Source organism: Terrilactibacillus tamarindi (genome assembly GCF_009718825.1).
In the GTDB taxonomy this organism is placed as follows: domain Bacteria; phylum Bacillota; class Bacilli; order Bacillales; family Sporolactobacillaceae; genus Terrilactibacillus; species Terrilactibacillus tamarindi.
Genome location: NZ_WNHB01000017.1, coordinates 40,378 through 61,568, shown reverse-complemented (window position 1 = coordinate 61,568; position 21,191 = coordinate 40,378). Strand labels below are relative to the sequence as shown.

Sequence of the window (21,191 nt, the reverse complement as noted above, 5' to 3'; positions counted from 1 at the left end):
TTATGTGTTGGTTCGTTTTTTTTAGATCCCTGTAGAGGGATATTTTTTTTGCACTTTTAGGATGTTTAATTAAATGAGGGGTGTTATGATGGAAAAATTAAAGAAAATAAGTTATGGATGGCTCATTGCCATATTATTCGTAACACAATTAATTATAGGACTACCGCTTACTGCAAACGCAGAAACAAGTGCTACACAAACTGAAGAACAATCTCAAATTCCTGCCAGTCTAGATTTAAATGGACAAAATTATTCACTAAATGTACCGAAAAATAGCACCGTTCTTGATGTTATACAGAAAGTGACAAAAGATCATAATTTTAACCTAAGTGTTTCAGGTCAAGGAGACAATGCTTATATCCAGACAATAGGTGACAGACCTAATAAAAGTGAGGCAGGTTATTATTGGCTAGCCTATAAGAATGGCTGGTCATTGGATCGAAGCGTTGGTGTTGAATCGGTCGAAGCGAGTGATCAAATTACTCTGGAACTCACAAACGACTTTACAAAGGACATGCCTTATAAAATTGAAATAAAAGGTAAAAAAGACGCGATACTTAACGAAACAACCGCCTATCGTGAAAAATCAGCTGGACCTGCTACAGCTTATGATCTTTTAAAATGGGTGACAACAGAAAAAAACATTCCACTTGATGCAACTTATTCAGATTCATTTGGAAGCTACTTTATCGAAACAATCGGAAATGAAAAGCTTCAAACGACATCAACAGGTGGAGAGTTTTGGAGCTTTCTCGTCAACGATCTAGCCGCTCAAAATGGTGTATCTCAGCATACATTAAATCCAAATGATAAGGTCACATTTAAAGTTGATACATGGGGAACCATTGGCGACAGTGATGATCAAAGTCAACATCAAGATCAAACCAACGAGGATCAGGATCAAACGAACGAGAATGCAGCAGGCAATCAAAGTAACGATGACTCATCAAAACAAGTGGAAAAAGTAACTGGTGCCCAAATAAAAAAAGCCATCCAATCTACTAAAAATGATATACAATCCAAAGGAATCAATACAACTTGGGAAGCCATTGGAATAAAACAATCAGGCTATGCATTACCAGCCCATTTTTCAGATTTAATTCGTCAAGAAGTTAAAGACAATCATGGCGAGTTTCGTAAAATTACGGATATTGAAAGACTAATCATTGGTGCCTCGGCGGCGGGTTTTAATGCGACGTCGATAGAAGGCTATCCACTCGTTGAAAACTTATATAACGCAGATTCCAATCAAATGATGAGGCAAGGATTAAATGGCGTTGTCTTTGGTCTTCTCGCATTAGATAGCGGACGTTATAACGTACCAAAAAACGCAACGTGGACACGGGATCGTTTGATACAAGCAATACTTAAAAAACAAACGAAGCAAGGTTTCTGGGTACTCAATGATGGGGATAAAAGTGGGCAAGTGGATATGACAGGCTTAGTTCTTACAGCTCTAGCGCCGTATCAATCACAAAAAGATGTCGCTGCTTCAATTGATCGTGCGGTTCATTATTTAGCTAGTGTACAAGCTGATGATGGAGGATTTAAAGATTCAATCTTAGGTGAAACCAGTGAATCAACCGCTCAAGCCATTATCGGACTCTCATCGGTGGGAATTGACCCACAAGGAGAACCATTTACTAAAGCTAAAGGAAATCCAATGACGTTCCTTATGAGTTATCAAACAAAAAATGGGGGCTTTGCCCATCAAAAAGGACAGAGTGCTGATCCTATTGCTACTGAACAAGGACTTGAAGCATTAGCGGCTTATAACAAACTTTTAAATAAAGAGAAGCTGTCGATCTACCAATTTCAAGTTCCATCAAAAGTGAGTGTGAGTGCTCCATCAAAAAATAGTTCTAAACCAACTAAACCAACTAAATCAGTTAACTCTGTTGAAAGAGCTGGAGACCAACACTCATCTTCACCGAAAACCGTAAATAAAAATGAAACATCTAGTCAAGAACAAGCTTCAAAAAGTGATAAAAAAGCCACTCAAACACAAAGAGAGTTGCCTAATACAGCGACTAATACACCCAATATGTTTGCTGTAGGGTTTATTATTTTCATCACTGGATTGATTTTTTATTGGATTAATAGAAGAAGACATGTTCATGAAAAATAAAGCATTGATTCTCTGCATCGTGGGAGCTGGCATTATGTTATATGCCGGCTTTCAAATGCTATGGACTCGGTATCATGAAAGGGTGACATTAAATGATATTCAATCGTCACTCAGTCAATCAAAAGGAAATAAGAATGTGCCCCAGAAGCCGTTTGAACCCAAAAAAGGGGAGGGTTTTGGCACGTTAACGATTCCAAAATTAAAAAAGATCTTACCCATTGTAGAAGGGGCCAATCCCGATGATTTGGCAAAGGGGGTAGGCCATGTAACGGGAACATCGTTTCCTACCATGCACGATCAAATTGTTTTGTCAGGTCACCGTGATACGGTCTTTCGACATGTTGGTGAATTGAAGAAGGGCGATTCTTTAATTATTAAGTTAGATTATGGAGAATTTAAATACAACATCCAAAAGATGAGCATCGTATCGAGCGAAGAAACATCCATTATTCATTCCACCAAGCCGCATGAAGAACTTGTTCTTACCACTTGTTATCCGTTTTACTATATTGGAAATGCACCCAAAAGATATATCATTTATGCAACACCAGACCAGGAGTGAATGTTATGTTTAAAATGAAGGTATTACTTGGAGTATTCACGTTCATGTTAATTCCAATTTTACTTATTGGATGTGGACAAGATAAGAGTGACACAAAGTCAGAGTCAGCAACTCAAACACATATCGATGAACAACAAAATAAAAAGGCAACGGATGAGCAAACGGTTAAAAAGAATGACCAGCACCAGCCTAAAGAATCTAAGGATTCTGAAAAACTAGAAAGCAAACCTACAGAAGACACACAAGACACAAAAGACACACAAGACACAAAAGACACACAAGACACAAAAGACACGAAAGAACAGAAAACAACGCCATCGACTCAAGAAAGCCAAACTCAAGATCAACAGCCAACAGAAAAAAAACAAGTCACAACAAGTAAGCCAAAATCGGCCACTTCAACGAATACTTCAACAACAAAAAGTAAAGAGGTCGATAAAAAAACACCCGAAGAAACGTCAAAGAGTACGGTCCAACCTACTCAAAAGAGTTCATCCTCAGCTACGGTAAAGAACAAAGTGACAAAATCGGTATCATTAACCATTGTAGGTGATAAAAAAATGGGCACCTTCGTCAATAAAGCCAGCGTACCAATTAATGAAAAAACGACCATTATTGCGGCGACGGTTAAATATTTGAAAGAAAAACAGATACAGTACAGTATGACTGGATCGGGTTCATCAACTTACGTAGAAGGTATCAATAATTTGTATGAATTTGATCGTGGTCCAATGAGCGGTTGGATAGTAAAGAAAAATGGTACTCTTCTCTCTCGAAGTTCTGGAGCCGTAACTGTTTCTAACGGTGATTCGATAACATGGATCTATACAGAAAATTATAGGACGGATCAGGACGTGAAGAAGTAATGCGTGCCATGTCAAATTACCACCCAGTGACACTTTTTTTATTTTATTTTGGGACGTTTATTTTAATCATGTCCATTCAATCTTTAATTTTGGCTATTGGATGTTTGACCATGCTAGTATTAATAAATAAAGGGCAAGATCCACGATTTCGGGTTTTTTCATTTTTTATTCACCAAGGATGGATGAGTTTCGTCATTTTGGTCATTAATGTTTTGATGAATCATCGTGGAACCCATCCACTTTTCTACCTTGGGAAAAATCCGATCATGTTAGAAGCAGTTATTCGTGGGTTGATTATGGGAGCTAGCATCTTATGCTTAATCTTAATCTTTACATCACTTAATCTCATCTTAACAACAGGAAAAATTCTCTTTCTTTTTGGCAAGGTTGTCCCTCGCTTTACGTTGCTTACGGTCATTACACTTCGTTTCATGCCGCTACTTAGGAAAAGGTTCATCGAAATTAAGCACGTACAGGACATGAAGGGTCTATCTATCACAACAGGCCATTTTCGGAAGCGACTTCGCCATGGCATCATGCTTATTCAATTGCTTCTTACCTTTTCTCTAGAAGAAGCTTTGCAAACAGCTGATTCAATGGAATCTAGAGGTTTTGGTCTAGATAGAAAGAGAACGTCTTATGTTAGTTACCGATTTGATCGAAAAGATACTTTTTGGTGCCTCATCTTTTTTGGTTTAATTTTGATGTATGTTATCTTGCAACGTCAGTTTTATCCGGACACACCTTTCTTTGGTTACACAATGATCACGCTTGATGATTCCTTATTTCCAAAGGGGCAAGCCATATGGCTTTTAATTTTAAGTTTGACGTATTTTAGTTGTCCATTTTTTATTGAAGGAAGAGAGCGAATTCGATGGTACTTTTACAAGTTGAAAACTTAACATTTAACTACCCAAATGAACCCGAACCTGTCCTTAAGGATCTATCATTTACCGTAAATTCCGGTGAATTTGTTTTACTTACTGGTCCTACAGGATGCGGAAAGTCAACCTTATTAAGGCATTTAAAGCCGGTTATTCAACCTATAGGTGATAAAACAGGCTCTATTTATGTTGATAACAAGCCCATAGATAGGTATCCAAAAAAAGAAATGGCACAGGCCGTAGGATTTGTTTTTCAAGATCCAGATAATCAAATTGTGATGGATCATGTTGAACAGGAACTCGTCTTTGGACTAGAAAATATAGGATTAAACCGTTCAGAAATAAAGAAACGATTGGCAGAACTTGTTCATTATTTTGGTATTGGGGCATGGATGGATGATCCAATCGATGAACTTACAGGTGGCCAAAAACAATTGCTGAATATTGCTTCCGTCCTTTTATTAAATCCCAAGATTATTCTTTTAGATGAACCGACGAGTCAACTGGACCCCATTTCAACTAAAGGCTTTTTTGATTTGTTACATCATTTAAATCAAGAACTGGGCATAACCATTATTCTTGTTGAACACCGCCTTGAACACGTATACGACTTATGTGATCGAATGATGTTCATGAATCATGGACAAATTGTCTATAACGACACCCCAAAAGAGGTGCTTTATCATTTATGGGAGTCTAAAGATGAAAACGTTAAAGATATGAAGCATTGGCTGCCTAATATAGCCGAACTGTATTTAACATTTGATCCTCAACCAGAAAGGGACCTTATTCCTTTAAATGTCAATGAAGGACGAGCATGGTTAAAGTCATTACATATTCATGAGAAAGAAGTTAGAAAAGATCAAGAAGTCGGGATTAAGGATACGATTCTTCAAGCTAAAAATATATCATTTAAATATCATCGAAAAGGAAAAAAAATCATTGAGCATTTAGATCTCTCCATTTATCAAGAAGATTTCCTAGCGATCGTCGGCAGTAATGGGTCAGGTAAATCGACTTTATTGAAGGTTCTAAGTGGAATTTTAAAACCTCAGGAGGGGAGCATTTACTACAAACATCAGAAGTTAAAAAAAACAGACCGTCGAGTCCTAGGTTATTGTCCACAAAACCCAAAATATTATTTCCTTCAAGACACGTTAAAAAAGGAAATGAATGATCTTGTTCAAAGATACGAAATCCCATCAGCAAAAGAAAAAATAGATGAATGGTTACATCATTTTTCCCTTCATATGGTTCAAGACCGTCATATCTATGATTTAAGTGGTGGAGAAATCCAGAAAGCCGTGTTAGCATGCCTTTTATTGACAGATCCCGACATCATCCTTATTGACGAACCAACAAAAGGGCTTGATCCTTTTGTTAAAGAACGATTTGCCGAATGTTTGTCAGAGATTAATAAAAAGGGAAAAGCCATTGTATTGGTCACACATGATATTGAATTTGCAAGCAAATATGCAAAACGAAGTGGCATGATGTTTCGTGGTGAGATGTCAGAAGTAGAAAAAGCGACGGACTTCTTTAAACAAAATCACTTCTATACGACGGCCATTAATCGTATCACGCGTCAACGAGGGATCCCGCATGTTTTGAATCTTGAGGAGGCTAAATTGAAGTGGCACGTACAAAAGCCTTATTAATCTTATTTCTTATAAGCCTATCAGGAGTTTTAATTTTATCAGAGTTTATTTGGCCAGAGCATCTGTATTTTTGGATTTCTTTATTTGTTATAGGAACGGCTGCACCATTTTTTATTCGATTTGAAGTCCGCCATATATCGGGTCGTGAGGTCGTTTTAATTAGTATTCTTGCGGCTATTGCAGGTTTGAGTCGTGTTCCATTTTCCGCATTTCCAAGTGTTCAGCCAGTGACCTTTGTGATTATTGTCAGTAGTGTCGTTTTTGGTCCGGAAAGTGGCTTCATCATCGGAACATTGAGTGCTTTTGTTTCGAATCTATTTCTTGGGCAAGGACCATGGACCATATGGCAAATGTATGCATGGGGACTGATTGGCGTTCTAGCTGGGTTCTTAGGTCAAACACGGATCTTACGTTCTCGTCTTGTTTTATGTGTTTTTGGGTTCCTAGCAGGGTTTCTTTTTGGATGGATTATGAATTTGTGGATCATCTTAATGAATCATGAGTGGACATGGGCGATGGTGATGAGTTATTACCTATCGAGTTTTTATTTTGATTTCGCCCATGCACTCTCTAATGTTTTCTTTTTGGCTATATTTAGTAAAAGTTGGATAAAAATTTTATCCCGGTTTAAACTTAAATATCGGTTATTGGATGATACACAAATGACTCATCCAAAGCACAAAGACACAAATTAGCCCCACTTTGTCACTAGACAATGGTGGGGCTGTTTATCTTCAATCATGAATTGAAGATTAGTCGATCACAGGAAGGATACGGGTTTCTTTTTCCATTTTTGATTGACATAAAGGACATGACGGCTCTTCCTCGAAAGAAAATTTATCTCTCATCCAACCTGAGCATGATTCATTCGTGCATGACCAAACGTTTGTTTCTTCTTCAGGTATTGGTTCTTGCGGACCTCTATTAAATGCCAATTCGATCATCCCTTCCTCTATACTCATTCTATTATACCCTATTTTACAAAAAAATAAAAAAACTCGCTTTCAATTCCACAAAATGGCAGTACTAAATAAGTATTAGTATGTATTCAAATTGTAGAGCCACGATATTATCAAAACTAAACATTAAAGAGTCAACAGAAGATTAGTTTGACTCTTTAATCATGATTTTGCGGAGCTAAAGTTGGGATTTGAAAGTCATCTTCCATTAACTTGGCAAATTGAAGGAGACGAACGTCATCTAAACGCCTTGCTGCTGCCTGAATGCCAACGGGTAATTTTGTTTTTTTTGTAAATCCAATGGGGATGGATATCGCTGGTTCACCAGTTAAATTATACAATTGCGTCATGACCCAGTCCGAATCTCGTTTGATTTTCTTGCCGTTTATATGGAAAGGTCCTTCTTGATCATAATCAAACGGCGGCACCGCAAGTGTTGGTGATAGTATAATGTCATAAGTTTGAAAGTGAGATTCCATCATATGATAAAGATAGGCCCGATAGGTTTCCAATGATTTGAATTCCACGGCCGATAATTGTTTTCCTCGTTCAATCATCGATAGTAAAGTTTCAGGTAAACGATCCCTATGTTTATCCGCAAATTCACCTGTGCTGGCAGCTAAACCACATGTCCATAACGATTCAAAATAAGCAATATACTCGGGAAGTGTTTTCTTCATATCTATGTTCACGTGTTCAACCGTTATTCCAAGTCTCTCGAGCTTTGATAAAGTATCAAAAAAGAGGTGATTGACCTCTTCATCAAGAGTATAAATTCCAAAATCACTTGTCCATCCAATCCGAAAGTCTCGGGTTTTTAGGTTTATTAAACGGGCAACAGACTCTTGCATCTTAGGTAGTGAAAAAGGATCTGTCATGGCATCACCTTGAACGACATCAAACATTAAAGCCATATCGTCTATATGCCGACCAATGACACCATAATGGACAAAAGGCTCATGGTTACCAAAGATACCATCAAGATGGTTATCCATAGGAATTCGTCCAAAGGAAGGTTTAAAACCATAGACACCGCAAAAACTCGAGGGTATACGTATTGAACCTCCCCCATCACTTCCTTCAGCTAAAGGGACTAAGCCGGCAGCAACGGCTGCAGCAGAACCTCCGCTTGATCCTCCGGTCGCTTTTGCCAAATCCCATGGATTTCGAGAGGGTCCAAAAAGCAGATTTGTTGTCGTTCCCGTATGACCAAATTCAGGTGTATTGGTTTTACCTATAATAATGGCTCCTGCTTCTTTCAATCGTTTGACGATCGTTGCATCTCTTTTCGGTATATGATCTTTATACACGAGGCATCCATAGGTTGTACGAAGTCCTTTGGTATTTGTTAAATCCTTAATGGCAATTGGGACGCCCTCAAGTGGCCTAGCGTTATCGTTTTTTCCATAAATACGTTCAGCCTGTTTAGCTTGATATAACGCTTTTTCTTTATTTAATGCAACAAAGGCATTAATTTTAGGATTAATCAGCTCGATACGGTGAAATAAATTTTGAATATATTCAAGCGGGGACAAGGTTTTGCTTTTGTATCTTCTTAATAGTTCATTAGCTGAATATGATTGTTGTGAACTCAAAAGAGGAACCTCCTTAAATTTTTAAACTTTTTAATAAAAAAGAGTGGCAATTCATGTACTGTTTTTAATATACTATAATAAAGAAATAAATTTTTTTTATAACAAAATGTATGCGCTTTCTTTCTCTCGCCAACCTTCTATAACACTGTAACCAATCTAATTTTTATTCGTATCACTCTCTGATTTAAAAACTAAAGAAAACTTGTCAATTGCGTGGCATATAAGGCGAGACAGAAGCCTTTCTTAAAGCAAAAAAAAATCTGCGTATAATACGCAGAATAAACGATGAATTAGTTGTTGGGATTAGGGTTAGTAGTTGAATTCCCTTTTTCAGAGTTTATAAACCATTTTTCTTAAATAGTTTAAAAGATGACGTGATTGGCAACAATGAAAATAGATGAAATGGCTGTTTTATAGTTTATAGAAAAAAAGGAGGACGCCTAATGGAGCGCCCAAATAATATATTAAGAGCTGCCGTTATGAAGAGAAAGGCCGAACTTGTTGATTTAATAAAAGCAAATGCAGAAGAATCTGAATCTGATTTACTAGGTCTAACATTATCTGAACTTGAAGAAGAATGGAAGCGTTACCAAGACCGTTATTCTGAAGATCAGTTCCACTAAAAGACTACACGATCTTTTTTTCGTATAGATTGGACAAAGTGGGCGTAATTTTTTATACTGAATGATAGACTAAATAAATTTTAACCAAAAAGATGCGGACATGAGGCTGTTTTTTTTCATATTTATATATTACATCCTTAAGCTAAACAGTTATGAATTGGTTTAGTTATTCGAGCCCAAAATCTTTGTAGAGGTTGTTCAAAAAGTCACCAAATGATAAGCTACGAATCTCGGACGCTATCCAAGAGGATCTTCAACTAAAAACGCTCACGTCCTGTGAGCAACGTTGAAGCCACCACATCCTGTGGAAGGCCGGTCCTCAGGAACTGCGCGCTCTTATCTTCTTGCTTTTAATTTGTCACCTTTTTGAACACGCATTTATAGATAGGGATGGAGTTATAAACAATGAGTCAATCGATTACCTTTGATGATTATTATCAAAACAGAGTTACTTTGTCATTTGAAGATCATCCCTTTTCTTCCGAACCAAAGCATGTATGGGTGATTTGCAAGTTCCATACACAGTGGCTATTAACCCAACATCCAAGACGTGGTTTAGAGTTCCCTGGTGGTAAAGTCGAAGACGGTGAAACACCCGAAATGGCAGCTATTAGAGAAGTAGATGAAGAAACCGGGGCAAAAGTGTCTGATATCCATTACATTGGCCAATATAAAGTTGAAGGTAAAAATGGTACGATTGTGAAGAATGTATATTATGCTACCATATCAGATATTCGGTTAAAAATGGACTATCTAGAGACTGAAGGCCCTTATTTTATTCAGAACATTCCCCAACATATAAAGAAATTAAATCATTATAGTTTTATGATGAGAGATGATGTTCTCACTTATTGCCTTAAAAGAATTAAGAAACTCTATTTATCTTCGTAACAACGATAACTTATCCTTTATAGTTATTGACAGGTATTCATGACTGCGATATTCTAATTCTAATACGGCTGCTCTTATCCCGAGTAGGCGGAGGGACAGGCCCGATGAAGCCCGGCAACCGGCATGTTATGTGTACGGTGCTAACCTGAAAGGATTTAATTAAATTCCCTTGACGATAAGAGGTGCGTGGATCTGACCGGCGGCCTACTCCTTACTTTAAGAGGGACGAGGTCTTTTTTTCATGCTTTTAACACGATATCAGTGGGAAACGAGTACCGTTATTAATAGACATCATAGTTCATGTAGAAGGAGGACTTAGAACAAATGGCAAAGAAATATTCCAGGCGACTCTTCACATCAGAATCTGTAACAGAAGGACATCCAGATAAAATCTGTGACCAAATATCCGATGCTATCTTAGATGAAATTATAGCAAAAGATCCAGTTGCAAGAGTTGCATGCGAAACAAGTGTGAATACGGGACTGGTGCTCGTTGCAGGAGAAATTTCCACATCAACCTACGTAGATATTCCGAAAATTGTAAGAAAAACCATCAAGGATATAGGGTATGACAGAGCAAAATATGGTTTTGATGCTGCAACTTGTGCGGTATTAACTTCCATTGATGAGCAATCACCTGACATCGCACAAGGTGTAAACACAGCACTTGAGTCACGAGAAGGCCAAATGACGGATGATGAGATTGAGGCGATAGGTGCAGGAGATCAAGGCTTAATGTTCGGCTATGCTTCTAATGAAACACCTGAATTAATGCCATTACCAATATCATTAGCCCATAAATTATCTAGAAAATTATCTGAAGTAAGAAAAACGGGTGAGATTGACTACTTGCGTCCCGACGGAAAAACGCAAGTAACGGTTGAGTATAATGAAGAAGGAAAGCCTTCTAGAGTCGACACGATTGTTATTTCAACCCAACATCATCCCGAAATTTCTCAGGAACAAATTCGCAGGGACCTGATTGAAATTGTGATAAAATCGATCGTCCCAAGTGAATTAATTGATGATCGGACGAAATTTTTTATTAATCCGACAGGTCGCTTTGTCATTGGTGGCCCTCAAGGCGATGCTGGACTCACTGGGCGTAAAATCATTGTTGATACATACGGTGGTTATGCTAGACACGGTGGCGGAGCTTTTTCTGGGAAAGATCCAACGAAAGTTGACCGTTCAGCGGCCTATGCGGCTCGTTATGTGGCTAAAAATATCGTAGCGGCAGGTCTAGCTGAAAAATGCGAAGTACAGTTAGCCTATGCTATTGGTGTTGCTCAACCCGTATCGATTTCAGTCGATACATTTGAGACGGGTGTTGTACCAGAAGACGTATTAGTTGCGACTGTTCGTGAACTCTTTGATTTACGTCCTGCAGGGATTATAAAAATGCTAGATCTTAGAAGACCCATTTACCGTCAAACAGCAGCTTATGGACATTTCGGCAGAGTTGACGTCGACCTTCCTTGGGAACACACAGATAAAGCAGAACTAATTAAAGAAAAATGTCAAATTAAATAAATCGATGTTACGATCACGTTGAACATGGGTATATACAAAGCAATAAAAAAAGGTGTGACTTAAGCGAGGTCACGCCTTTTTTAACATCTTTGACTAAATTTGATATACTTATAGATAACACAGGTTGTGTTACAAGTTCAAAGATAGGCATATAATGTTCGATGAAGACAAGGTTCTATGGAGGTCAGTACATGAAAGTACCATCAACGCCATTTGGACTCATGGCACAAATATATCGAAAAGTACTTCCAGGTGTCCATCATGAATTAAACAAATGGCATAAACTAGCTTTAAAAATACCTGATCCAGAATTACAAAAACAGGCATTAGCTAGTATCCAGTCAAAAACCTTTCATTGTGAAGGAGGAGCCATTTACAGTCTTCTTGCTCGGGATCATTATTTAGAGGTCATTCCATTTATTGTCGCTTATCAAACGATCAGTGACTATTTAGATAATCTATGTGATCGAAGTACGTCACAAGATCCAGAAGACTTTAGAGCCTTACATCAAGCTATGATTCATGCTTTGACACCTGGCGCTTTACCTGAAAATTATTACCGGTTAAGAAAGGTTTCTTCTGATGGCGGTTATTTACTTAAACTCGTCAAAACTTGTCAATCTTACCTCGAAAATTGTGAAGGATATGATGAAATTAAATCTGCTCTTCTTGAATTGGCAGGTTACTATTGCGATCTCCAGGTGCATAAACATGTAACAAAAGAAGAACGTGTTCCCCGTCTCGAAGCATGGTTTAATCAATACAAACATCAAGTTCCGGCTATGACGTGGTATGAATTTTCCGCTTGTTCAGGATCAACGTTAGGAATCTTTTGTTTAATAGCCTATGCTTATGCTAAAGGAAGCGAAATGAAAAGTCTTGCAAAGACAATCAAAGAGGGTTACTTTCCGTGGGTACAGGGATTACATATTTTAATGGATTACTTTATAGATCAGGAAGAAGATAAACAAGGTGGAGACTTGAACTTTTGTTTTTATTATCCTAATGATAGAGAAATGATCAAACGCTTTCAATATTTTATTGAACAAGCTGATATCAGCATTAAAACCTTACCAGATAAAAATTTCCACCTCATGATCAATCGCGGATTGTTAAGCATCTACTTAGCGGATAAAAAAGTAGCTGGGCAAAAAAACGTTCGATATTTATCGCGGCGTCTTATGAGAAAAGCAGGGCTATCAGGCATGTTCTTTTTCTTTAATGGTTGGCTATACCGACGATTAAAACCAAGTATTTAAAAATTCGATTAATGTAAGAAAAAAGTTCGGCCTATTATAATCAATTGGCCGAACTTTTGTTGTTTATGTTAATAGATACTTATCCCGCCTTAACGGGAATTAAGACCCCCACTGATGGAAGCTTCACTTTATTTACGTTTTTCTAAAACAATAAGAAAGGGTGGCTCATGAACTTGATTAAACATGTCAATTTTTATAACTCGCCAAAAGTGTTGATCTAAGGATTTAAAGAAGGGTAATAGGGTGTTTGCTTCAACAGTCCCTTCTGGATGGCCTGGATAAATAACCAGTGCAATGACTCCTCCAATAACCAGTCGATTTTGTATGGCTTTGACTGCTTTAATCGTCGTATCTGGTTTCGTAACAATGGTTTTATCTCCTTTTGGAAGATAACCGAGGTTAAAGATAGCTGCTTTGATATTTGTGTTTTCGTCTATATATTGTTCAAGACGATGATGACCATCTAAGATGAGTTTGACCTGTTGATTTTTCCCTGCTTCAATGAGTCTCTTTTTTGTATTTTCGATGGCTTGTTCTTGAATATCGAATCCATAGACAAGCCCTTCTTCTCCGACAGCGTTAGCTAGAAATAACGTATCATGACCATTTCCTACAGTCGCATCAATGACGACATCACCGCGCTCGATAGCCTTAAGTAGAATATCATGAGCCATTTGAATGTTACCTTTTAATATCATTGATGCGCCGCCTTCACTTCATAATATTTTCCTTGCCAACTGTTCCGCTTCTCAAGTTCATGATCAATGGCATTTAATACTTCCCATTTATCCAGACTCCACATAGGCCCAATCAATAGATCATTAGGACCATCTCCGGTAAGACGATGAATGGTCATTTCAGGCGGCAATACCTCTAATTGATCACAGACAAGTTGGATATAGGTGTTAAAATCCAAAAAATCAAATAATCCTTTTTCATACTGTTTCACGAGGGCTGTTTTCTTCAAGAGGTGAAGAAGGTGGATCTTAATCCCTTGAACATCGAGTTTAGCCACTTCTTTTGCCGTTTCAAGCATCATCTCCGGTGTCTCTCCAGGAAGTCCATCGATAATATGTGTACAAATTGGAATGTTATGTTGGCGTAGTTTGGCCACACCTTCTTTATAACAGTCAAAGTCATGTGCACGATTAATGAGTTCTCCTGTTTTATCGTGTACGGTTTGAAGCCCTAATTCTACCCATAAATAGGTTCTTTTGCTAAGTTCGTTTAGATACTCAACCACATCATCAGGGAGACAATCGGGACGAGTGGCAATGGATAAACCAACAACACCATCTTGCTCTAGAATCACTTCATAACGTTGTTTTAAAATATCAACAGGCGCATAAGTGTTCGAAAAGGCTTGGAAATAGCCAATGTATTTGCCTTTTTTCCATTTACGATGCATTCGTTCCTTAACGACTTGGAATTGCGTCACTAAGTCGTCACGTCTGTCTCCAGCAAAATCACCTGAACCGCTTTGACTACAAAAAGTACAACCTCCGTAAGCAGCTTTGCCGTCCCTATTGGGGCAATCGAATCCACCGTCAAGTGGAATCTTAAATACTTTTTCACCAAATTTCGTTTTTAAAAATGTATTCCAAGAATAGTAACGTTTATTTTCTGGATAAAAATGAGGTATACCGCTAATCATGAATAAACTCCTCCATTCACATCATAACCTAGTCTACCAAATTATAGATGGAAATTCATTCTATCATTTTTAACAGATTTCCGGAAAAATTCCCCTTCTTCAAGCCTGTGAGGGTTAAGTCCAAGGGTAATGAGGGATCATTCACTATAGTTCCTTTGAGCGAAGGATCTTAACTTGTCTTTTTAAAAAAAGGTAAAAGATGTTGACATATAAAATTCACTTACATACAATGAGGTGTATAGGATTCTTTTATTGGTTATAATGATGAATATAATGATGAAAAACATGGACGAGGAGTATTAGTGACGTCGTTAGTTTATAGAGTCGTATCATCTTTAGCATAGATTCTAATAAAGAGAGTTGACGGTTGGTGCAAGTCAATACTAACAGGAACGAACTCGCCTCTGAGTTGCAGTAGTGAACGATGAGTAACTATCTGCCGTGAAGCTTGCGTTAAGGCATAAACAAGTGAGTACGTTTAGTACTAATTTGGGTGGTACCGCGGGTAACCGATACACATGTGTGTCAACCTCTCGTCCCTAACAATACGTTTGGGATGAGAGGTTTTTTAGTTGTGAACTATGTTAATAAAACTAGGAATTTCCATTTAAATATAAAACAAAAAGTATGTTTAGTTAACATAGCTCGTTTTAACATTTTTATTATGGGATGTATTAAGGGAGGCGTTATCAATGGCCTATAATCATAAGGTGATTGAACCAAAATGGCAAAAATACTGGGAAGAACATGAAACATTCAAAACGGACGATCAATCGAATAAGAAGAAATTCTATGCACTCGATATGTTCCCCTATCCATCAGGTAAAGGATTGCATGTTGGACATCCTGAAGGATATACAGCAACGGATATTCTTTCGAGAATGAAACGCATGCAAGGATTTGAAGTTTTACACCCTATGGGTTGGGATGCGTTTGGACTTCCTGCTGAACAATATGCGTTAGATACGGGAAATGACCCGAGTGAATTCACGAAAAAGAACATAGAAACCTTTAAAGGACAAATTAAATCTTTAGGTTTTTCTTATGATTGGGATAGAGAGGTCAACACAACAGATCCAGATTACTACAAATGGACCCAATGGATCTTCCTTCAACTTTATAAAAAAGGATTGGCTTATGTGGATGAAGTGCCAGTAAACTGGTGCCCAGCTCTTGGTACGGTTCTTGCCAATGAAGAAGTCATCGATGGAAAAAGTGAACGTGGGGGCCACCCAGTTATCCGTAAGCCTATGAGACAATGGATGCTTAAAATTACCGCTTACGCCGATCGATTACTTGATGATCTTGAAGAACTTGATTGGCCTGAAAGTGTCAAAGATATGCAGCGCAACTGGATTGGAAAATCAGAAGGGGCAAATATCACGTTTTCTATCGAGGGTCATGACGATAAAATAACGGTTTTCTCGACTCGGCCAGATACATTGTTTGGCGCGAGCTTTCTCGTACTCGCTCCTGAACATAAATTGGTAGATAAAATTACCACGACTGATCAGAAATCTGAAATTGATGCGTATCGAAATGAGGTCGCAACAAAGAGTGATCTTGAGCGTACCGAACTTAATAAAGACAAAACAGGCGCATTTACAGGAAGCTATGCGATCAATCCAGCAAATGGAGAGAAATGCCCAATCTGGATTGCAGATTACGTTTTAGTCACCTATGGTTCAGGGGCTGTTATGGCGGTTCCAGGACATGATCAAAGAGACTATGAATTTGCTCAAAAATTTGACTTGCCAATCTACGAAGTCGTTGAAGGCGGCGACATATCAAAAGAAGCGTACACTGAAGATGGAAAACATATTAATTCAGATTTTCTAAATGGAATGAAGAAGAACGAAGCCATTCCAGCTATGATTCAATGGCTAGAAGAGCACGATGCAGGATCTAAAAAAATAACGTATCGTCTTCGTGATTGGCTATTTAGCCGTCAACGGTATTGGGGCGAACCGATTCCTATTATTCATTATGAAGATGGAACATCGAGACCCGTTGACGAAAAAGACTTGCCGCTTATGTTACCAAAAACAGATGAAATTAAACCGTCTGGAACAGGAGAATCTCCACTAGCTAACATAGAGGATTGGGTCAATGTTGTTGATCCAGAAACGGGACTAAAAGGTCGTCGTGAAACCAATACGATGCCGCAATGGGCAGGAAGCTGTTGGTATTACTTACGTTATATCGACCCACACAACAAAGAGGCATTGGCTGATCCAGAAAAACTCAAAAAATGGCTCCCTGTTGATGTTTATATCGGCGGAGCAGAACACGCCGTTTTACATTTACTCTATGCTCGTTTTTGGCATAAAGTACTCTACGACCTTGGGATTGTTCCAACTAAAGAACCCTTCCAAAAATTGTTTAACCAAGGCATGATTTTAGGTTCGAATCATGAAAAAATGAGTAAGTCGAAAGGAAATGTCGTCAATCCAGATGACATCGTTCAATCTCATGGTGCTGATACGCTCAGGTTGTATGAAATGTTTATGGGACCACTTGATGCAGCCATTGCATGGTCTGAAGAAGGTTTGGATGGTTCAAGACGATTCCTTGATCGTGTTTGGCGTCTTATTGTGACGGATGACAATCAAGTTGCCGATAAAATATCGAATCAGGCAACGAAGGATACAGCCTTTGAACGAGTTTATCATCAGACGGTCAAAAAAGTAACCGAAGACTTTGAAAATCTTCACTTTAATACCGCCATCTCACAAATGATGATCTTTATTAATGAAGCCTATAAACAAGATCAATTACCACTCTATATGATTGAGGAATTTGTGAAATTGTTATCTCCTGTTGCGCCGCATATGACAGAAGAAATTTGGAGTATATTAGGCCATCAAGCATCCATCCAAACAAGCCAATGGCCAACCTTTGATGCTTCTAAACTAGAAGATACTCAAGTAGATGTTGTGGTACAAATTAATGGTAAAGTAAGAGCAAAATTGCGTATTGAAAAAGGAACAGCTAAAGATGTCTTAGAAAAACAAGCCTTTGAAGACGCAACGGTTCAAGAATGGTTGAAAGATAAAACGATTCGCAAAGTGATCGTCGTGCCAAATAAAATTGTCAATATAGTAGCAAACTAAAATCATATTAATTGGCTTTGTTGATAAGATCCATAACATAGCAATGTCATCATACGTGTAGCTCAATCTTTAATGTGACTATTAAAGATTGACATGCTACACGTTTTTTTATTGAAAAAGTAACCTAACTCATTTCTATTTGTTTATTGTCGTGGTAAAATTAAAAATAAAAACGCTTACATAAACGGTACATCAGGTTAGAAATAAAACAGTGCCATAGGAAATATAGATAGACCATAAAGCAATTTTATAAAATGCCCACTGATGGAAGCTTCACTTTATAAGACGTATTGGAGGTGATTTTAATGAAGCGTATTGAGCGTATTTATCAAAGGCTAGAAGAAAAATGTGAGGATCTAACTAAGGAGGAACTTCTGAACATTGGTGGTTATTCAGCCAACGATTTAGCAGACGATTTAAATATATTGCGAAATAATATAAGTCTTGAACTAAATAATCTAGTTAGAGAAGGCCGGATTGTAAAAATAAAGACTCGTCCAGTTCTTTATGTTCCAAGGAAAACAATCCAGAAATTCTTTGGTAATATCGTTGATCGAACCGTTATTGAAATTCAATCATTGAAAGATCTATATCAAGGGAAAGAGAAACAAAAGGATCACTTAATGGAAAATCCGTTTAATTTGTTAATTGGATCTGATGGGAGTCTAAAACGTTCTATCGATCAAGCTAAAGCGGCGATTGTTTACCCACCTAATGGCCTACACACGCTTATTCTAGGTCCAACAGGATCCGGTAAAACATTATTTGCTCATATGATGCATAATTACGCAAAGTATGTTGGTAAAATGAATGAAAAGTCGCCTTTTATTGTCTTTAATTGTGCTGATTACTATCATAATCCACAATTATTAATCTCCCAAATCTTTGGCCATGTCAAGGGTGCGTTTACTGGAGCGGCTTCCGATAAAGAAGGGATGGTTAAGAAAGCGGATAATGGGATTCTTTTCTTAGATGAAGTTCATCGACTTCCACCTGAAGGACAAGAGATGATTTTTTATTTCATGGATACAGGAAAATTTAATAAATTGGGAGAAACGGAACGAAATCGAACGGCCAATGTTTTAATTATTGGCGCAACGACAGAAGATCCAAACTCCTCTTTTCTAAAAACCTTTTTACGTCGAATACCTATCACAATAACCATGCCTTCATTTCACGAGCGGCAAGTAAAAGAAAAAGTCGACTTAACAAAATATTTATTGGCGAAAGAAGCGTCTCGTATTAATAAAAAAATTACAGTTCAAGAAGATGTTATAAAAGCATTGATTCAAAGTGTGACTTTCGGTAATATAGGACAATTAAAATCGGGTATTCAGCTCGTTTGTGCTCAAGGTTTCTTAGAAAGTATCCAAGAGCCTTTTGTTTACTTAAATTCTAAAACCTTGCCTCAGGAAATGAAAGAAGGTCTCAGTCTTATTTCGAGAAATCGAAAGGAAAATGAAGAAATTGCCAAATGGATTGATCCGGTTACGGTGATTTCTAATGATGAAACACTTGAATTAATCGAAGATGACGTTTACGAACTCCCTTTTGATATGTACCGAATTATAGAGGATAAAGCGAACCTACTTAAAGATGAAGGGGTAAGTAAGGAAGAAATAAATAAATTTGTGACAACGGATATTAAACTTCATATCAAAAGTTTTTATCGTCAAGTCGCAAAAGAGAAAAAGACACCTTTATCTAAATTAGTGGATAAGAAAGTCCTTCAATTGGCTGAAGAGTTAAAAACGTTGTCCGAAAGTATGTTAAAGCGAAAGTTTAGTGATAAATTCCTTTATTTCATGAGCTTGCATATAGATGGTTTTCTTAAAAGAAAGGATATGCAAAGCAAAAATTTAACACCACTTCACCGCATGCATGAAGTGATTAAAGAAAACAAGAATGAATATCAGGTCGCTCTAAAAATGAAAGAGGTGATTGAAGAAACACTAAGTATCACTATTCCTCAAATAGAAGTCATGTATTTAACTTTGTTGTTGATATCTGCAGATGAAATGAATCAAAAAGGAAAAGTTGGCATTGTGGTTGCAACGCATGGAAATAGTACTGCCACATCCATGGTCGATGTAACGAGGGATTTATTAGGGGATTATAATATTCAAGCGGTTGATATGCCGTTAAGCATTCAATTTAACGAGATATTAGATCAGATTATCGACGCTGTTAAAAAAACAAATCGAGGCGAAGGTGTTCTTCTTTTAGTCGATATGGGATCGCTTTATTACTTTGAAGAGCGTATTATGGAGCAATCTGGGGTTGAAGTTAAAGCGATTGATATGGTGTCTACCCCTCTCGTGCTTGACGCTGTTCGTAAAGCCAATTTCATGGACATGGATCTTAAAACGATTTATGCTTCTTTGAGACAAAATCATATTGGCAGTGAACAATTCCTTGAGCCTTTACTGGAACCAAATGATAAATTAGATGGTAAACGAGCCATTTTAACGATTTGTTCAACAGGTGAAGGTACGGCAAAGAAGTTAAAAGAGATGTTGAAAACTTATATTGAAGACATCACGGATAGTCCTATTACAATCATTCCGGTCTCAACAGTAGGTTTAAAAGAAACAGTTAACCAGTTAAAAGATAACTATCACATCATAGCGTCTGTCGGAGTCAAGAATCCAAAATTAAACGCACCATTTATCTCACTTGAACAATTTATTGAAGGTAAGGGCGAAAAAATTCTTCAACAAGCATTAAAAAATCATCAGATCACCATTAAGAATAACCATTCCAATCTGGTAATAAAAAGTGTGTGTGAAGATGGTCTAAAAAAATTCCTTCTTTATTTAAATCCTTACCGTGTGACTCAGGGATTACTCCTTTTCGTTAATGAGCTGGAAAAAGAATATCGTGTGCATTTTAAAAACTCAACAATCATAAATCTTGTTATGCATACGGCCTTCGCCGTTGAAAGAGCGGTTAAGAATAGTCAGTTGAGATATACGGCTGAAGTTACAATGGAAAAAAGAGAGGCATTAAAAATTGTTAGGCGTGCTTCAGAAATTATTCAACATCATATGAATGTTTCTTTAGAAGACGATGAACTTTTGTTTATTGTTGATTTGTTAACGGATAGTATGAAGGAAAGAATAACATCGAAATAAGAGGATGTTCAAAAAGCCACCAAATGATAAGCTACGAATCTCGGCGCCCGCCAAGAGGATCTTCAACTAAAATCGCTCACGTCCTGTGGCTGGCGCCTGAAGCCACCACATCCTGTGGAAGGCCGGTCCTCAAAACGGCGCCGCCTTGACCTTCTTGCTTCTAATTCGTCGTCTTTTTGAACGTGTATTATAATAGTTTCAGATAAAGAATAGTGTATCAAACAGAAAATAAAATGAAGTTGTGTATCAAAAAGAAACCAATTGACAGGATGGTTTCTTTTTATTTATGAAAAGTGTATCAAAAAGAGAAGTTTAATGGATTGATTGGTTAC

The 21,191-nt window shown here is 37.6% G+C and carries 16 protein-coding genes, 1 riboswitch and 1 other annotated feature; of the genes, 12 read left to right on the top strand and 4 right to left on the bottom strand.

Features of this window, described 5'->3' with window-relative positions; genetic code table 11:
* Positions 1-88 precede the first annotated feature (88 nt).
* From GMB86_RS11165 to GMB86_RS11140, 6 genes are read left to right on the top strand one after another with little or no spacing between them, the layout of a single operon-like run.
* Positions 89-2,128, top strand: a complete 2,040-nt coding sequence (locus GMB86_RS11165) for a DUF4430 domain-containing protein (protein ID WP_196220205.1) — start codon at positions 89-91, stop codon at positions 2,126-2,128.
* A complete protein-coding gene (locus tag GMB86_RS11160) occupies positions 2,118-2,690 on the top strand; it encodes a class D sortase (RefSeq protein ID WP_329602893.1) in 573 nt (190 codons plus the stop codon). The genes GMB86_RS11165 and GMB86_RS11160 overlap by 11 nt, the downstream gene beginning before the upstream one ends.
* Positions 2,691-2,695: 5 nt before the next feature.
* Entirely contained in the window at positions 2,696-3,556 is an 861-nt protein-coding gene (locus GMB86_RS11155) for a DUF4430 domain-containing protein (protein ID WP_155219881.1), read from the top strand.
* An 8-nt stretch (positions 3,557-3,564) separates the two neighbouring features.
* Complete coding sequence (locus GMB86_RS11150; protein WP_196220204.1) at positions 3,565-4,458, top strand: energy-coupling factor transporter transmembrane component T; 894 nt, start codon at positions 3,565-3,567, stop codon at positions 4,456-4,458.
* The gene (locus GMB86_RS11145) at positions 4,431-6,098 is read left to right on the top strand and encodes an ABC transporter ATP-binding protein (RefSeq protein ID WP_155219875.1); all 1,668 of its coding nucleotides are present in this window, start codon (positions 4,431-4,433) and stop codon (positions 6,096-6,098) included. Before GMB86_RS11150 ends, GMB86_RS11145 begins: the two co-directional genes overlap by 28 nt.
* Complete coding sequence (locus tag GMB86_RS11140; protein ID WP_329602892.1) at positions 6,074-6,793, top strand: ECF transporter S component; 720 nt, start codon at positions 6,074-6,076, stop codon at positions 6,791-6,793. The genes GMB86_RS11145 and GMB86_RS11140 overlap by 25 nt, the downstream gene beginning before the upstream one ends.
* A 57-nt stretch (positions 6,794-6,850) precedes the next feature.
* Here GMB86_RS11140 and GMB86_RS11135 read toward each other — a convergent pair whose 3' ends face one another.
* Both GMB86_RS11135 and GMB86_RS11130 read right to left on the bottom strand, forming a co-directional pair.
* Complete coding sequence (locus GMB86_RS11135) at positions 6,851-7,033, bottom strand: cold-shock protein (protein ID WP_155219942.1); 183 nt, start codon at positions 7,031-7,033, stop codon at positions 6,851-6,853.
* A gap of 182 nt (positions 7,034-7,215) precedes the next feature.
* A complete protein-coding gene (locus tag GMB86_RS11130) occupies positions 7,216-8,652 on the bottom strand; it encodes an amidase (protein WP_155219872.1) in 1,437 nt (478 codons plus the stop codon).
* Between the two features lie 443 nt (positions 8,653-9,095).
* Here GMB86_RS11130 and GMB86_RS11125 point away from each other — a divergent pair, with 443 nt between their 5' ends.
* The 4 genes from GMB86_RS11125 to GMB86_RS11110 all read left to right on the top strand — a co-directional run bounded on the left by GMB86_RS11125 (position 9,096) and on the right by GMB86_RS11110 (position 12,958).
* Positions 9,096-9,275 carry a hypothetical protein gene (locus GMB86_RS11125; protein WP_155219869.1) on the top strand — a complete coding sequence of 60 codons (180 nt, stop codon included), beginning with the start codon at positions 9,096-9,098 and terminating at the stop codon, positions 9,273-9,275.
* 405 nt (positions 9,276-9,680) lie between these two features.
* The gene (gene ytkD / locus GMB86_RS11120) at positions 9,681-10,166 is read left to right on the top strand and encodes an RNA deprotection pyrophosphohydrolase (RefSeq protein ID WP_155219866.1); all 486 of its coding nucleotides are present in this window, start codon (positions 9,681-9,683) and stop codon (positions 10,164-10,166) included.
* Positions 10,167-10,237: 71 nt separating this feature from the next.
* A riboswitch (SAM riboswitch) is annotated at positions 10,238-10,348 on the top strand.
* A 142-nt stretch (positions 10,349-10,490) separates the two neighbouring features.
* Positions 10,491-11,699: a methionine adenosyltransferase gene (gene metK, locus GMB86_RS11115; protein ID WP_155219863.1), complete on the top strand. Its 1,209-nt coding sequence runs from the start codon at positions 10,491-10,493 to the stop codon at positions 11,697-11,699.
* Between the two features lie 191 nt (positions 11,700-11,890).
* Entirely contained in the window at positions 11,891-12,958 is a 1,068-nt protein-coding gene (locus GMB86_RS11110) for a tetraprenyl-beta-curcumene synthase family protein (RefSeq protein WP_155219860.1), read from the top strand.
* 128 nt (positions 12,959-13,086) lie between these two features.
* Here the strand turns inward: GMB86_RS11110 and GMB86_RS11105 are convergent, their stop codons facing one another.
* Both GMB86_RS11105 and GMB86_RS11100 read right to left on the bottom strand, forming a co-directional pair.
* Positions 13,087-13,656, bottom strand: coding sequence for a class I SAM-dependent methyltransferase (locus GMB86_RS11105; RefSeq protein ID WP_155219857.1), 570 nt, complete (start codon positions 13,654-13,656; stop codon positions 13,087-13,089).
* On the bottom strand, positions 13,653-14,612 hold the full coding sequence (locus GMB86_RS11100; RefSeq protein ID WP_155219854.1) for a TIGR01212 family radical SAM protein: 960 nt from the start codon (positions 14,610-14,612) through the stop codon (positions 13,653-13,655). Before GMB86_RS11100 ends, GMB86_RS11105 begins: the two co-directional genes overlap by 4 nt.
* A gap of 277 nt (positions 14,613-14,889) precedes the next feature.
* Positions 14,890-15,156 (top strand) — a binding site (T-box leader).
* Positions 15,157-15,304: 148 nt separating this feature from the next.
* Here GMB86_RS11100 and leuS point away from each other — a divergent pair.
* Positions 15,305-17,725: a leucine--tRNA ligase gene (gene leuS, locus GMB86_RS11095; RefSeq protein WP_155219851.1), complete on the top strand. Its 2,421-nt coding sequence runs from the start codon at positions 15,305-15,307 to the stop codon at positions 17,723-17,725.
* 305 nt (positions 17,726-18,030) lie between these two features.
* Positions 18,031-20,859, top strand: coding sequence for a sigma 54-interacting transcriptional regulator (locus tag GMB86_RS11090; protein WP_155219848.1), 2,829 nt, complete (start codon positions 18,031-18,033; stop codon positions 20,857-20,859).
* Positions 20,860-21,191: the final 332 nt, after the last annotated feature.

Excerpts from the sequence above, each read along its gene's own strand:
- GMB86_RS11165 (WP_196220205.1), top strand. The coding sequence starts at position 89 with ATGGAAAAATTAAAGAAAATAAGTTATGGATGGCTCATTGCCATATTA.
- GMB86_RS11160 (WP_329602893.1), top strand. The coding sequence starts at position 2,118 with ATGAAAAATAAAGCATTGATTCTCTGCATCGTGGGAGCTGGCATTATG.
- GMB86_RS11155 (WP_155219881.1), top strand. The coding sequence starts at position 2,696 with ATGTTTAAAATGAAGGTATTACTTGGAGTATTCACGTTCATGTTAATT.
- GMB86_RS11150 (WP_196220204.1), top strand. The coding sequence starts at position 3,565 with ATGTCAAATTACCACCCAGTGACACTTTTTTTATTTTATTTTGGGACG.
- GMB86_RS11145 (WP_155219875.1), top strand. The coding sequence starts at position 4,431 with ATGGTACTTTTACAAGTTGAAAACTTAACATTTAACTACCCAAATGAA.
- GMB86_RS11125 (WP_155219869.1), top strand. The coding sequence starts at position 9,096 with ATGGAGCGCCCAAATAATATATTAAGAGCTGCCGTTATGAAGAGAAAG.
- ytkD (WP_155219866.1), top strand. The coding sequence starts at position 9,681 with ATGAGTCAATCGATTACCTTTGATGATTATTATCAAAACAGAGTTACT.
- metK (WP_155219863.1), top strand. The coding sequence starts at position 10,491 with ATGGCAAAGAAATATTCCAGGCGACTCTTCACATCAGAATCTGTAACA.
- GMB86_RS11110 (WP_155219860.1), top strand. The coding sequence starts at position 11,891 with ATGAAAGTACCATCAACGCCATTTGGACTCATGGCACAAATATATCGA.
- GMB86_RS11105 (WP_155219857.1), bottom strand. The coding sequence starts at position 13,656 with ATGATATTAAAAGGTAACATTCAAATGGCTCATGATATTCTACTTAAG.
- GMB86_RS11100 (WP_155219854.1), bottom strand. The coding sequence starts at position 14,612 with ATGATTAGCGGTATACCTCATTTTTATCCAGAAAATAAACGTTACTAT.
- leuS (WP_155219851.1), top strand. The coding sequence starts at position 15,305 with ATGGCCTATAATCATAAGGTGATTGAACCAAAATGGCAAAAATACTGG.
- GMB86_RS11090 (WP_155219848.1), top strand. The coding sequence starts at position 18,031 with ATGAAGCGTATTGAGCGTATTTATCAAAGGCTAGAAGAAAAATGTGAG.